Raw genomic sequence first — 13,142 nt, forward strand, 5'->3', positions numbered from 1 at the left:
TGGATACAAGAAAAAAGTCCAATTTAAAATGAAATAAAACCAACTGGCCTTTTTTTTGTTATTTTATCTTTACAAAGTGTCCAACCTTGCTTGTTCTTCGCAGTTTGGGAGACTAGCATACACCCTTAAACTATTCATTCATTAGGATTTCACGATTCAATGACAAGCCTTGCGCACCAAGCGACAGAGAATCGTTCTGTAGCAGAATTTACAGAACAAGCTTACCTAAACTATGCGATGTACGTGATTATGGATCGTGCATTGCCTCATATTAGTGACGGATTAAAACCTGTACAACGCCGTATCGTATATGCGATGAGCGAGCTTGGTCTAAAGCATAGTGGTAAACCCAAAAAATCAGCACGTACAGTTGGTGATGTTTTAGGTAAATATCATCCGCATGGTGATTCTGCTTGTTATGAAGCAATGGTCTTAATGGCACAGCCATTTAGTTATCGTTATCCATTTATTGAAGGGCAGGGCAACTGGGGATCACCAGATGATCCAAAGTCGTTTGCTGCAATGCGATATACCGAGGCCAAACTATCACAATATAGTGAAGTCCTGCTCTCTGAGTTAGGTCAAGGAACTGTCGACTGGCAAGATAACTTTGATGGTTCATTAAAAGAGCCTGTAAATTTACCAGCACGCGTACCGAATATTCTTTTAAATGGTACGACGGGAATTGCGGTGGGAATGGCAACAGATATTCCACCACACAATTTACGGGAAGTTGTTAAGGGTACAATTGCACTGATTCGTAACCCGAATTTGTCTGATGAAAAAGTTGCTGAATATATTCCTGGTCCAGACTTACCGACTCAAGCCGAAATTATTACACCTGCTGATGAATTACTGAAATTACAAAGCACTGGGCGCGGCAGTTATCGCATGCGTGCGGTATATTCGGTTGAAAAAAATGAAATTGTCATCAGTGAATTACCATATCAGGTTTCTGGCTCTAAAATTATCAGCCAAATTGCTGATCAAATGCAGGCAAAAAAATTACCGTTGGTAAGTGATGTACGAGATGAATCAGATCATCAATGTCCAACACGTTTGGTAATTGTCTTGCGTTCAAATCGTATCGATGCAGATGCGGTCATGAGCCATTTATTTGCCACGACCGATCTTGAGTCGAGCTACCGCGTCAATATGAACATGATTGGTGCTGATGGTCGTCCACAAGTAAAATCAATCCGTCGTATTTTATTGGAATGGATTGAAATTCGTAAAACGACTGTGACGAGACGTTTGCAATACCATTTGAATAAAATTGAAAAACGTCTACATATTCTGGCGGGACTTTTAATTGCGTATTTAGATATTGATACGGTAATTCGCATTATTCGTGAGGAAGATCATCCGAAAGAAGTCTTAATGTCACATTTCGGTATTGATGAAATTCAAGCCGAAGCCATTCTAGAGCTTAAATTACGTCATTTGGCGCGTCTCGAAGAAATGGAAATTCGCCGTGAACAAGAAGAGCTTGAAGCTCGAGCAGCCGTGATTCGAGAGCAATTGGCGAATCCTGAATCTTTAAAAAATCTGATCATTTCAGAATTAAAAGAAGATGCGAAAAAGTTTGGTGATGATCGCCGATCTCCAATTGTTCAGCGTGAAGAAGCGACCGCGATTAGTGAACAAGATTTGATGCCAGCTGATCCTGTCACTGTCATTTTATCGGAAGCGGGTTGGATTCGTTGTGCGAAAGGACATGAGATCGATCTAGATAAAGTCAATTTCCGTGCAGGAGATCAATATTTAAGTCATGCACAAGGTAAATCTAATCAAAAAGTGTATGTATTAGATCAATCTGGTCGAAGTTACGCATTACCAATTACAGGATTACCTTCAGCGCGCGGCTTAGGTGAACCATTAAGCTCGAAATTATCGCCAGCAAATGGAGTAAATTTCCAACAAATTCTGATTGCTGAAGATGAGGTGGAAATATTAGCGATCAGCTCCAAAGGATATGGTTTTAAAACACAAGCGAAACAATTGGACACCAATGCTAAAGCGGGTAAAGCGTTTTTAACGCTTGCAGATGATGCAAGCGCAATGCCATTGCAACAAATTGATGGTACACATATCGCTGTACTCAGCAGTTCTGGACGATTATTACTGACAGAGCTGACAGAGTTACCAATGCTCAATAAAGGAAAAGGTAATAAATTGATGCAGTTGGATGCAAAGGAACGCATTGTGTCTATGACAACACTTAACTTGGATGATGTGCTTCAGGTCGTTGCTGGACAACAACAATTGAAATTAAAAGGTGATGATCTGCTGAAATACATCGGTAAACGTGCTTCAAAAGGGCAGGTATTACCACGAGGTTATCAAAAAGCAAATAAACTCTTCATTCAAAGATAAAGCTAGCATCTAGTCGACAAAATACGTTATATATGAAATGTATTTATGGCTATGGATGCTTTATTGAGCAATAAATTAAATAAGATGCTCAATACATTATCGAAAAGAAGAGTTTAAAACCAAGTATTACTAATTGGAGAATATGGCATTATGGAAAAGATTTGGTTCGCTGAATACCAAAAAACTGGAATTCCACAAACAGTAGAGTTACCACCAGAAAATACCTCTCTTGTTGATATTTTTGAGAGAAACTTCCAGAAATTTGGTTCGCGTGATGCTTTTATCTTTATGGATAAAACATTAACGTTCAATGAACTTGATACGGCGAGCCGTCAATTTGCAGCCTATCTTCAAAGCCTTGGTTTAGCAAAAGGTTCTCGCGTAGCGGTCATGATGCCAAACGTACTGCAATATCCAGTAGTGGCACTTGGTGTATTCCGTGCGGGCTTAGTTCTTGTCAACGTGAACCCACTTTACACAGCTCGTGAACTTGAGCATCAACTGAATGACTCAGGCACTGAAGCGCTTGTGATTATTGAAAACTTCGCTTCTGTTTATCAATCAATTCTTGGTAAAACGCCAGTTAAGCATGTGATCGTGGCGACAGTAGGTGATATGTTAGGTACCTTAAAAGGTACACTCGTGAATTTTGTTTTACGTAAAGTGCGTAAGCAAATTCCAGCTTGGAGTATCCCAGGACATGTGAAATTCACGACTGCGATGTCTAAAGGCAGTACTGCACATTATAAGCGTCCAGCAACAACGTTGAGCGACACTGCTGTATTGCAATATACAGGTGGTACAACAGGCGTATCAAAAGGTGCGGAATTAACACATCGCAACCTTGTTGCAAACTTAATGCAAGCAGATGGTATTTTCCAATCTAAATTTGGTGCTCAAGATGGTGCGAGCGACGATCGCATTTTCTGTGCATTACCGCTATATCATATCTTTGCATTCATGGTTTGTGCACTTTATGGTATGTACAAGGGTCAAGCAAACGTACTGATTCCTAACCCTCGTGATCTCCCTGCAGTCATTAAAGAGCTACGCAAATATCAGCCTGGTTTCTTCCCAGCAGTGAATACTTTATTCAACGCACTCGTTCATAATGAAGAATTCAAACAACTTGACCATAGCAAATTAAAAATGGCGATGGGTGGTGGTATGGCTGTATTGCCTTCAACTGCTGCAGCTTGGAAAAAAATCACAGGTACAAATATTATTGAAGGCTATGGTCTTTCTGAAACTTCACCTATTGCAACGGCAAACCCACCGGCATCTGAAGAGTTTAGCGGTACGATTGGTATCCCATTACCTTTAACGGATGTCGCTGTCTTGGATGACGATGGCAATGAAGTTCCACAAGGTGAGCAAGGTGAAATTTCAATCCGTGGTCCTCAAGTCATGAAAGGCTATTGGAACCGTCCAGATGAAACAGCTAAGGTGATGACCGCAGATGGTTTCTTCCGTACTGGTGATATCGGTATCATGGATGCTCGTGGTTACTTCAAGATTGTTGATCGTAAGAAAGATATGATCTTGGTATCAGGCTTTAACGTATACCCATCTGAAATCGAGGAAGTGATTGCAACACATCCTAAAGTACTCGAGGTTGCAGCGATTGGTGTAGCTGATGAAAAATCAGGTGAAGTGCCTAAGCTGTTTGTTGTGAAGAAAGATCCATCATTAACAACAGAAGAAGTATTAGCTTTTGCGAAAGAAAACTTAACAGGATATAAGCGTCCTCGTTATGTTGAATTCATGGATGAATTGCCAAAATCGAATGTCGGTAAAATCCTTCGTAAAGATTTACGCAAATAATTCAAATTCAGAAAAGCGCCGTAAGGCGCTTTTTTTAATTTATTCTTTCATTAGCCAACGGTCGATATAAGGTCGCGCTGTTGCAATAATAAATGTGAATGTCAGCATTGTACCTAAATGACGTCCTACAGCAGAACTCGGTAACTGTCCTGAATAACTGAAGTAAATATCAACTAAGCTATATACTGAAATAATGCTCAGCCAGATCCATTTATTCGCTCGTTTAATCCCCACCGCGATAAAGGCGATGATGAGAACCAGCAATGTGCCGAGAGTCGATTGCCAATTCATATTGGCACAAATTACGCTGATCAAGAAAGCCATAATCGGAAGAACGATATAAAGCACACGATCGACACGTTTTTGATGTTGCTTTTGTAACTCGAGAACATCAAATAACTTTTTTTGGTCAGAATTGGTCATGCCATTACTCAGAATTTTAATAAACAAAATAATTTAACTAAAATTATCGCACAAACATCATGCTAAGATAAAACCAGCTTAAATCATTGGACTGAAATCCATGCACGGTATTGAAGGTGTTATTTACCTTATTTTAATTGCTTGTTTACTCCCTTATTTATTTACAGTCATTGCTAAAATTGCAGGTGGTTTTAAAGGGCAGGATAATCAAAATCCGCGTGAATTCATGTCTAAAACCACAGGCTTAGCGGCTCGAGCAAATGCAGCTCAGCAAAATAGCTTTGAAAGTTTGCCATTATTTATTGCGGCAGTTTTGATGGCTGAGTATATGGTTGTTCAACAACAATTGGTGATTCTATTAGGTTCGGCGTATATCGTCTTACGAATCATCTATGGGATTTGTTATTTATGTAATTGGGCGACCCTTAGATCAATTGTTTGGTTCTTATCAATGCTTTGTCCGATCTTATTGCTTTTATTAATTATTCGATTGCTCTAAGAAAAACAGACTAACACCATACCTAAAATACATCTTCAGCTTGTATAATCGAATGATGATTGCTGAATAAAGCGTTATAATCAACCCCATTTTAATGAACACTGACAGTAAAGAGTTTGCTATGAGCTACAGTAATATCCCTGCAGGTAAAGATGCACCAAACGATATCTATGTAATTATCGAGATCCCTGCAAATGCAGCACCAATTAAATATGAAATTGATAAAGATTCAGATGCACTTTTCGTAGATCGTTTCATGGGTACTGCAATGTTCTACCCAGCAAACTACGGTTATGTACCAAATACATTATCTCTTGATGGCGATCCATTAGACGTATTAGTTGTTACTCCACATCCTGTAGAACCAGGTTCGGTTATCCGTTGCCGTCCAGTGGGTAAATTAAATATGGAAGATGATGGTGGTGTTGATGCGAAACTTGTCGCTGTACCACACGATAAATTAACGCCAATCTATAAAGATGTTCAAGAATATACTGACCTTCCTCCTTTATTGATTAGTCAAATTGAACATTTCTTCCAACACTACAAAGACTTAGAGCCAGGTAAGTGGGTCAAGTTAAGTGGTTGGGAAGGTGCAGATGTTGCTAAACAAGAAGTGTTAAGCTCAATTGCTGCTTATGCAGAAGCAAACAAATAATTTGCCTGATGTATAAATAAAGCTACAAACTTTGATCTTGTAGCTTTTATAAAAAACCTGCACAAAGTGCAGGTTTTTTTATTGATCTTTTTAGTTGAAAATTAGAATAATTTCACGGGAATGTCTAACCAAATACGCCATTCGTTGGTGTCGCCGATATAAGCACTTTGATATTCATCACTTGCACGGTAGTAAGAGTGACGAACACGTAAGCTTGCATCTTTAGCAAAACCAGATTGGACTGTATATTTCACTTGATTAAAGAATTCACGTTCCTGTGCATCATTGGTTAGCAATACTGAGCGGTCAGTACCCCCTGCAGATACATCAATATCCCATCCATAAACAAATGCCGAAGTCCATGACAGACCAGGAACATTTAATGCGCCAAAATCATAGGTATATTGTAGCTGTAAAGATTTTTCATCATTACCAATAAAATCAGATAAATACGAGTTAGGCATATAAATCGTTTGATGGCCATCACCAACACCTTTGCCCAAACCATAGTCATAACCTGTATTACCTGTATTTTGTTGGTAAGCAAGCATTACATTGTGTGGACCAGTATTGTAAGTTGTTGAAATTGCCCAAATATTATTGCTTAAGTTGTTGAAATCATTTGAAGTATGAGAATAAGTATATGCTGTATTATTTGGTGCAGCATCCCATTCAGTACGATATGCACTGAAATCGTGAGTCAACTTACCTTTAGCCACGGCATAACTATAGTTGGCATTCACATAGTGACGTTCTAAACGATCTTTAATGTCTGTACCATAATAAGACGCATTGAGAGCATCACCAAAGTTATATTTAGCGCCCCAAACAACCGCGCGATCTAATTCATTTCCATCGGTATTGATTTGACTAGAACGTTGGTTTTCAGTAAATTTACCAGCAACCAAAGTCAAATTATCGATTTCATTACTTTGGATTAACAAGCCAGTGTAATATTCAGGTACCAAACGAGCTGTATTACTTGCAAGAACAGGTAAATCTAAAATCTGAGTCCCATAAGTAGCTGTGGTGTTCGACATACGAGCTTTGATGAAAGCACCACCTCTTGCCCAATGATCATAAGCATGACCATTATTATCGACTGGAATCATGTCATTACCGGTATGGGCATTATCACCTAATTTGAAAGACCCATCACCAATAACACCAACACCGAAACCAACGATACCTTTCGTGAAACCAGACTCAATTTTAACCATGGCTGTTTGAGCTGCTGAGCTGGTATCTTCGACACCGTTCTTTTTATCACGATGCAAGAAACCTGTACGGAATAATACTGATCCTTCAGCATCTTCTACGAATCCCTTTGATTCACTTTGCTCACTCGCAAATGCAGTAGAAATTAAAGCAGTTTGAATAAGAACTGCTAAGCTTAGTTTTTGGAATTTTTGCATTGGGAGAGAGCCTCATACAAAATGATTATGGTTAATGTTTAGTATTTGTATACGTAATGTATAACAAAATTGGCTCTATTATTCACAATTTCGCACCTAAAGTCATAAGCAAAAAGTATATAAATTGAACTAAGTTGTGAATTATTAAAGATTAAAAGTATTATAGAATTAAATTTAACTATTAATAACATATATTTATTTTTAACCTGATATTCTTTTTTTTATTTAATTTAGTCAATCTGGCACGTTTTTTTTTGTAACATCAGAAGTAAATAAGGATGAATAAAGGATTTTAAATAAGAATGATATTTATTCAGTTCATTTTCATTTAATTTTAATGTGGTTCAGACATCATTGGCTTTTCATGCCGCACTAAATTGATACTCCAATTTTAAATTTGTTTAAAAAATAGCCTTAAAATGATGCATCTTGTAAATGAATGTGTGATCTAAAAAGATATGTATTTAACTCAAGGGGATCATCACAAAAAATTTCTTTGAATATTTTTAAAAATAAGAAATTTAAATAAATATATTAATAAAATCATTACTTTAAATTATTTTATCTCGTTGTTTTAATTCCTTTGTATCTAGACACCTTTAACTTTGGCATAGCTATTGCTAATTCACATATGAGTTCAACAAATAAACCGAAAAAGCATCTAATCATGATGTGGGGGGAACATAAATATGAAATTAGCAATTCAAGCATTGGGTCTAGCAGTTGTAGCATCTGCATCAACATTTTCTTTTGCTGAGGCACCAACTTCACCGCATTCTGTATCGGGTAATATCAGTGTTTTATCAAGTTATATATTGCGCGGTAATACGGCAGCTCCTGAAAATACTGAAGCTACATTACAAGGTGGATTAGACTATAGCCATAGTTCTGGATTGTACGCAGGGTGGTGGACATCTACGTTAGGTACAGATGCTTACGGTACTACCAATCCAATGGAAAATAATTTTTATGTGGGTTACAACGGTTCAATCAATGAAAACACTGGTTTTACTGTAGGTACAACTTATTACTATTATTATGACGTTGAAACGTCAGTTTATGATGGCTTTGAATTATTACTTGGTCTGAATTACAAAGATGTTGGAGTAACTGCTCAAACTTTGTTGGAAGATACAGGTTGGGGGAACGCTGGAGACACATATTTAAAAGCTACATATAGTTATCCTCTACCAAACGATTTTAGCTTGGACACAGCTTTGGGTTTATATGTTTATGAAAAAGACGGTAAGTATGTTGCAGAAACACCAGAGTCAGAAAGTTTTAATTTCCGTCACTTTGATATTGGTCTAAGTAAAGCTTTAGGGGAAACAGGTGTCACAGCAAGCATGAATTATATTATTGGTGGTGATGATCGTTATGGAAACAATTTAAAGAATAAAATGGTATTAGCATTGGGTTATAGCTTCTAAACTCAACTCAAATAAAAAAAGCGACTCAACTGAGTCGCTTTTTTTATTCCTGTATACGATAAGAGAGTGCTTCGGTTAAGTGAGCTGTTTGTATATGTTCAGAACTCGCTAAGTCAGCAATTGTACGAGCGACACGTAAGATTCGGTGGTAAGAACGTGCTGATAAATTCAAACGTTGCTGAGCCATAGCGATAATCTTTTTTGCAGAATCATCTAGTTGAGCCACTTGATCAAGCTGTTGAGAACTTAGATTTTGATTTGTCACACCTTGTCGTTGAATTTGCAACTCATAGGCCTGAATCACCCGTTTTCTGACTGTTTCAGAATTCTCCATCGGTGTAGTGCTTTGCATGTCTTGGGGAGGTAAAGGTGGCACATCAATATGTAAGTCAATCCGATCTAGTAAAGGGCCAGAAATTCGATTTTGATAGCGCTTAATTGATTCAGGTGAACATTGACAACGACTGTCTTGATTGAAGGCATATCCACATGGACATGGATTCATTGCAGCGACAAATTGAAAATTAGCCGGGAAAGTAATTTGTCTTGATGCTCTGGAAATGACGATTTCTTTCGACTCAAGAGGCTGCCTCAATACTTCTAAGACTTTTCGGTCAAACTCAGGTAATTCATCGAGAAAAAGTACACCTAAATGGGCTAAGGTGATCTCACCTGGTCGAGGGTGTGATCCACCACCAACCAAGGCCACAGCGGATGCCGTATGATGTGGCGCTCTAAAGGGGCGATGACCAAATTGATAAGGTGTATTTGCAATGGAGTAAATACTTGCGACCTCTAAGTGTTCTTGATTGGTTAATGGGGGCAAGATGCCAGACAATCTTGAGGCAAGCAGTGTTTTACCAGTGCCTGGCGGGCCTTTAAATAAAATAGAATGTCCACCAGCTGCTGCAATTTCTAAGGCGCGTCTTGGACGTAATTGACCTTTGACATCAGCGAGATCAAATCGATTTATTTGAGGTTGGATCGTTTTATTCGCTAATATGGGTTGAATTGGACTCGATTGATCAAAGTGTTGGCAAACATCTTTTAATGACTTGGCTGTATACACCTCAAAATTGGGAAGAAGGGCTGCATCATCCAAATTACTCACAGGAATCATTAACTCATGACCTGCGGTTTGACATGCCATTGCGATAGTCAAAGTTCCAGTTACAGGTCTTAACAGACCATCGAGTGCTAATTCACCTATAAATTCAAAACGGTCAATATTTTGATCATGTAGTTGCCCAGAAGCGATTAAAATCCCCAAAGCAATAGGTAAATCAAGCCTTGAACTATCTTTGGGTAAATCAGCTGGGGCTAGATTGATCGTCAGCCGTTTGGTTGGAAATTGAAAACCGCTATTAATGATTGCAGAACGGACACGATCCTTACTTTCTCGAACAGCAGCTTCTGGAAGACCTACAATAGTGAGTGAAGGTAATCCTTGGCTGACATGAACCTCGACTTCAATCAGTGGTGCATGTAAACCAAGAAGACCTCGGGTATAAATTTTGGCAAATGACATAAAATTGAACCATTATTATATTATTTTTAGAATTGCTTTATTTTTAATCGCTAACTTTGTGTTTAAGCACTGTATTGGTGCAATGCTGCTTATTTTTGATCGGAAATTAAGCTTTCTAATGATTTTAATTGCGTTTGAAGTTCTGTTAAACGCAAATTGGCATTGTTTAGTGCAGTTTTCTGACGCTCAATTTCTTCTTTAGAAACCAAATCCATTTTACTAATCGCTTCGTTTAACAACGCTCTCACATTTTTTTCTAAATCTTTTTTGGGTTGGTCAACCTGTTCTAAGATTGCCTGTAATAAAGTTTCAATCATAGTTCTTCCGAATAATAAGTCATCAACATTGAAGTTTAACATCCGTTTTAGATTGACCCTAGTGTTAACTACATTTCATAGGTTAAACCAATAAGAACATAAAAAAAATCCATCAAAATTCCCAATATTTTTAGAACATAAGACCGTGTAGGCGTATAAAATAGGTTATAAATAAGTTCATGCTGGCTGATTAATATCCCCAACCATTATGAAGTTTGGCATGAAATTTGAACATAAAACCTTACTGGTGAAAAAAGCCGAAGGAAAACAACATGAAACTCGTAACAGCAATTGTAAAACCATTCAAATTAGATGACGTGCGTGAAGCACTCTCTGAAATTGGCGTTCAAGGGATCACCGTAACTGAAGTAAAAGGTTTTGGTCGTCAAAAAGGTCATACTGAACTTTATCGTGGTGCTGAATATGTGGTTGATTTTTTACCTAAAGTAAAAATTGAAATCGCAATCAGTGACGAAATGGTTGATTCAGTGATTGAATCAATTACACGTGTAGCTAGTACTGGCAAAATTGGTGACGGAAAAATTTTCGTGACGAATCTAGAACAAGTTATCCGTATCCGTACTGGTGAGACTGGTGCTGACGCAGTTTAATTTGGCATGAAGTTTGCTGAGTAGCGAATAACTCACAAAAACTAGGTTGGGGGATACGAATGAAAAAAATGCTAATGGCGCTGAGCTTGTCTGGCGCACTCTTAGGTGGTTCTGTCGCATGGGCTGAAGAAGCAGTGTCAGAACCAACTTCTACTGAAGTTGCAGTTGTTGAAACTGAGGCTTCATCTACAGATTCTAATTTGGTTGAAACATTACCAGCAGCTCCAGAAGAAGCTCCTGCTGAAGAAGCGGCAGTTCTTGATACGGGTGACACTGCCTGGATTTTAGTTTCAACTGCACTCGTTTTACTCATGACCATTCCTGGTTTAGCGCTGTTCTACGGCGGTATGGTACGTAAAAAAAATGTCTTAAGTACCATGGCACACAGCTTTGTCGCTGCTGCGGTAGTCAGTATCGCTTGGGTGGTGGTTGGTTACACACTTGCTTTTGGTGAAGGTAATGCCTTTATTGGAAGTCTAGATAAATTTATGTTGTCTGGTATCACTACAGAAGCATTGAGTGGAACAATTCCAGAAATTTTATTTGTCATCTTCCAGATGACATTTGCAATCATTACCGTTGCCATTATCAGTGGTTCTATTGCTGAGCGTATGAAATTCAGTGCTTTTGTTGCGTTTATCGCAATTTGGGTGGTGGTTGTCTATGCTCCTATTACACATTGGGTATGGGGTGGTGGTTGGTTAGGTAACGATGGTGCACTTGATTTTGCAGGTGGTACTGTTGTTCATATTAACTCAGGTGTTGCTGGTTTAGTTGCGGCGTATATGCTTGGTAAGCGTATGGGGCTAGGCAAAGAATCAATGGCACCACATAACCTTACATTGACTGTCATTGGTGCGAGTTTAATTTGGGTCGGCTGGTTTGGTTTCAATGGTGGTTCTGCATTAGGTGCAAATGGTTCAGCAGGTTATGCATTGGTGGTAACTCAAGTTGCTGCTGCCGCTGCTGCCATTTCATGGTTAATCACTGAAAAAGTCGTTCGTGGCAAAGCTTCAGTGTTGGGTGCGGCATCAGGTGCGGTAGCTGGTCTGGTTGTGATTACGCCAGCTGCTGGATTCGTGACAGTAGGTGGTGCTTTAGCGATGGGCTTAATTGGTGGTGTCGTATGCTTCTGGGGTATTACAGCATTAAAACGTGCATTGAAAGCGGATGACTCATTAGATGCCTTTGGACTTCACGGTGTTGGTGGTATCGTTGGCGCAATTCTAACCGCATTCTTTGCAAGTGAATTCATCATGGGCGATGCAGCACCTACAAACGTATTAAGCCAATTATGGGTACAAGTTGAAGGTGTTCTTGCAACAATCGCTTATTCAGCAATCCTGACATTCATCATCTTAAAAGTCATTGATTTAATCATCGGTATTCGTGTTGAGTCAGACGATGAGCGTATGGGTCTGGATTTAAGTCAACATGGTGAGCGTGTTGAATAACGATTAAACACAATAATCAATATATAGTGTGAAACAGCCCTTTGGGGCTGTTTTTTTTCTATATATTGATGAAAGCTCAACATGAGCAGAATTTTTTGATACACTTGGTGCAAATAGAATTTGTTCAATTAAACTGCTATGCATTGTCCATTTTGCAACGCCGCTGATAGTAAGGTGATTGATTCACGTTTAGCTGCTGAAGGCTGCCAAATTCGCCGTCGTCGTGAATGTATTAGTTGTAATGAGCGTTTTACTACTTTTGAAAGTTTTGAAGTGGTGATGCCTCGTGTCACCAAGTCCGATGGTAAAAACGAACCTTATGATGAAGCGAAACTTCGTCGTTCACTCATGCATGCTTTACAAAAACGTCCTGTGACACAAGAACAAATTGAAGCGGTGGTCAGTGATATTCAACTTCAAATTCGTCGACTAGGTGAACGTGATGTGCGTTCGCGTACTATAGGCGAAATTGTAATGAAGGCTTTATTTGCCCTTGATCATGTCGCATACGTACGTTTTGCCTCTGTATATCAAGATTTCCAAGATGTAGAAGCATTTCGCCGTCAAATCGAACAAATGCAACACCGAGATCAAGAACATTAATCTC

The 13,142-nt window shown here is 38.8% G+C and carries 12 protein-coding genes; 8 read left to right on the forward strand and 4 right to left on the reverse strand.

All coding sequences use genetic code 11. The features are described from left to right. Positions 1-159 precede the first annotated feature (159 nt). Together parC and AC1M9M_RS08140 are read left to right on the forward strand one after the other, a co-directional pair. Positions 160-2,376 carry a DNA topoisomerase IV subunit A gene (gene parC, locus AC1M9M_RS08135; protein WP_180028852.1) on the forward strand — a complete coding sequence of 739 codons (2,217 nt, stop codon included), beginning with the start codon at positions 160-162 and terminating at the stop codon, positions 2,374-2,376. A gap of 150 nt (positions 2,377-2,526) precedes the next feature. Then, positions 2,527-4,200, forward strand: coding sequence for a long-chain-fatty-acid--CoA ligase (locus tag AC1M9M_RS08140; protein WP_481591500.1), 1,674 nt, complete (start codon positions 2,527-2,529; stop codon positions 4,198-4,200). Between the two features lie 39 nt (positions 4,201-4,239). Here AC1M9M_RS08140 and AC1M9M_RS08145 read toward each other — a convergent pair whose 3' ends face one another. After that, entirely contained in the window at positions 4,240-4,623 is a 384-nt protein-coding gene (locus AC1M9M_RS08145) for a hypothetical protein (protein ID WP_035268065.1), read from the reverse strand. 100 nt (positions 4,624-4,723) lie between these two features. On the opposite strand from AC1M9M_RS08145, the gene AC1M9M_RS08150 reads away from it, so the two are divergent. Both AC1M9M_RS08150 and ppa read left to right on the forward strand, forming a co-directional pair. Next, positions 4,724-5,122, forward strand: a complete 399-nt coding sequence (locus AC1M9M_RS08150) for an MAPEG family protein (protein WP_035268067.1) — start codon at positions 4,724-4,726, stop codon at positions 5,120-5,122. 121 nt (positions 5,123-5,243) lie between these two features. Continuing rightward, on the forward strand, positions 5,244-5,780 hold the full coding sequence (ppa, locus tag AC1M9M_RS08155; RefSeq protein ID WP_005233448.1) for an inorganic diphosphatase: 537 nt from the start codon (positions 5,244-5,246) through the stop codon (positions 5,778-5,780). 101 nt (positions 5,781-5,881) lie between these two features. On the opposite strand, the gene AC1M9M_RS08160 is transcribed toward ppa, so the two are convergent. Beyond that, positions 5,882-7,195 (reverse strand): OprD family outer membrane porin, encoded by a 1,314-nt coding sequence (locus tag AC1M9M_RS08160; RefSeq protein ID WP_481591499.1) that lies wholly within the window; start codon positions 7,193-7,195, stop codon positions 5,882-5,884. 689 nt (positions 7,196-7,884) lie between these two features. Here AC1M9M_RS08160 and AC1M9M_RS08165 point away from each other — a divergent pair. After that, on the forward strand, positions 7,885-8,625 hold the full coding sequence (locus AC1M9M_RS08165; RefSeq protein ID WP_481596094.1) for a TorF family putative porin: 741 nt from the start codon (positions 7,885-7,887) through the stop codon (positions 8,623-8,625). A gap of 43 nt (positions 8,626-8,668) precedes the next feature. Here the strand turns inward: AC1M9M_RS08165 and AC1M9M_RS08170 are convergent, their stop codons facing one another. Both AC1M9M_RS08170 and AC1M9M_RS08175 read right to left on the reverse strand, forming a co-directional pair. Then, positions 8,669-10,153: a YifB family Mg chelatase-like AAA ATPase gene (locus tag AC1M9M_RS08170; protein ID WP_481596095.1), complete on the reverse strand. Its 1,485-nt coding sequence runs from the start codon at positions 10,151-10,153 to the stop codon at positions 8,669-8,671. 89 nt (positions 10,154-10,242) lie between these two features. Further along, entirely contained in the window at positions 10,243-10,470 is a 228-nt protein-coding gene (locus AC1M9M_RS08175) for an accessory factor UbiK family protein (RefSeq protein WP_092767430.1), read from the reverse strand. A 272-nt stretch (positions 10,471-10,742) separates the two neighbouring features. Between AC1M9M_RS08175 and glnK the strand changes: the two genes are divergently transcribed. The 3 genes from glnK to nrdR all read left to right on the forward strand — a co-directional run bounded on the left by glnK (position 10,743) and on the right by nrdR (position 13,138). After that, positions 10,743-11,081, forward strand: coding sequence for a P-II family nitrogen regulator (glnK, locus tag AC1M9M_RS08180; RefSeq protein WP_004650081.1), 339 nt, complete (start codon positions 10,743-10,745; stop codon positions 11,079-11,081). A 59-nt stretch (positions 11,082-11,140) separates the two neighbouring features. Further along, positions 11,141-12,535: an ammonium transporter gene (locus tag AC1M9M_RS08185; protein ID WP_035263878.1), complete on the forward strand. Its 1,395-nt coding sequence runs from the start codon at positions 11,141-11,143 to the stop codon at positions 12,533-12,535. Positions 12,536-12,673: 138 nt separating this feature from the next. Next, a complete protein-coding gene (nrdR, locus tag AC1M9M_RS08190) occupies positions 12,674-13,138 on the forward strand; it encodes a transcriptional regulator NrdR (protein WP_092767359.1) in 465 nt (154 codons plus the stop codon). The last annotated feature ends 4 nt before the right edge of the window (positions 13,139-13,142 follow it).

Source organism: Acinetobacter sp. ANC_7503, from assembly GCF_056780035.1.

Excerpts from the sequence above, each read along its gene's own strand:
- parC (WP_180028852.1), top strand. The coding sequence starts at position 160 with ATGACAAGCCTTGCGCACCAAGCGACAGAGAATCGTTCTGTAGCAGAA.
- AC1M9M_RS08140 (WP_481591500.1), top strand. The coding sequence starts at position 2,527 with ATGGAAAAGATTTGGTTCGCTGAATACCAAAAAACTGGAATTCCACAA.
- AC1M9M_RS08145 (WP_035268065.1), bottom strand. The coding sequence starts at position 4,623 with ATGACCAATTCTGACCAAAAAAAGTTATTTGATGTTCTCGAGTTACAA.
- AC1M9M_RS08150 (WP_035268067.1), top strand. The coding sequence starts at position 4,724 with ATGCACGGTATTGAAGGTGTTATTTACCTTATTTTAATTGCTTGTTTA.
- ppa (WP_005233448.1), top strand. The coding sequence starts at position 5,244 with ATGAGCTACAGTAATATCCCTGCAGGTAAAGATGCACCAAACGATATC.
- AC1M9M_RS08160 (WP_481591499.1), bottom strand. The coding sequence starts at position 7,195 with ATGCAAAAATTCCAAAAACTAAGCTTAGCAGTTCTTATTCAAACTGCT.
- AC1M9M_RS08165 (WP_481596094.1), top strand. The coding sequence starts at position 7,885 with ATGAAATTAGCAATTCAAGCATTGGGTCTAGCAGTTGTAGCATCTGCA.
- AC1M9M_RS08170 (WP_481596095.1), bottom strand. The coding sequence starts at position 10,153 with ATGTCATTTGCCAAAATTTATACCCGAGGTCTTCTTGGTTTACATGCA.
- AC1M9M_RS08175 (WP_092767430.1), bottom strand. The coding sequence starts at position 10,470 with ATGATTGAAACTTTATTACAGGCAATCTTAGAACAGGTTGACCAACCC.
- glnK (WP_004650081.1), top strand. The coding sequence starts at position 10,743 with ATGAAACTCGTAACAGCAATTGTAAAACCATTCAAATTAGATGACGTG.
- AC1M9M_RS08185 (WP_035263878.1), top strand. The coding sequence starts at position 11,141 with ATGAAAAAAATGCTAATGGCGCTGAGCTTGTCTGGCGCACTCTTAGGT.
- nrdR (WP_092767359.1), top strand. The coding sequence starts at position 12,674 with ATGCATTGTCCATTTTGCAACGCCGCTGATAGTAAGGTGATTGATTCA.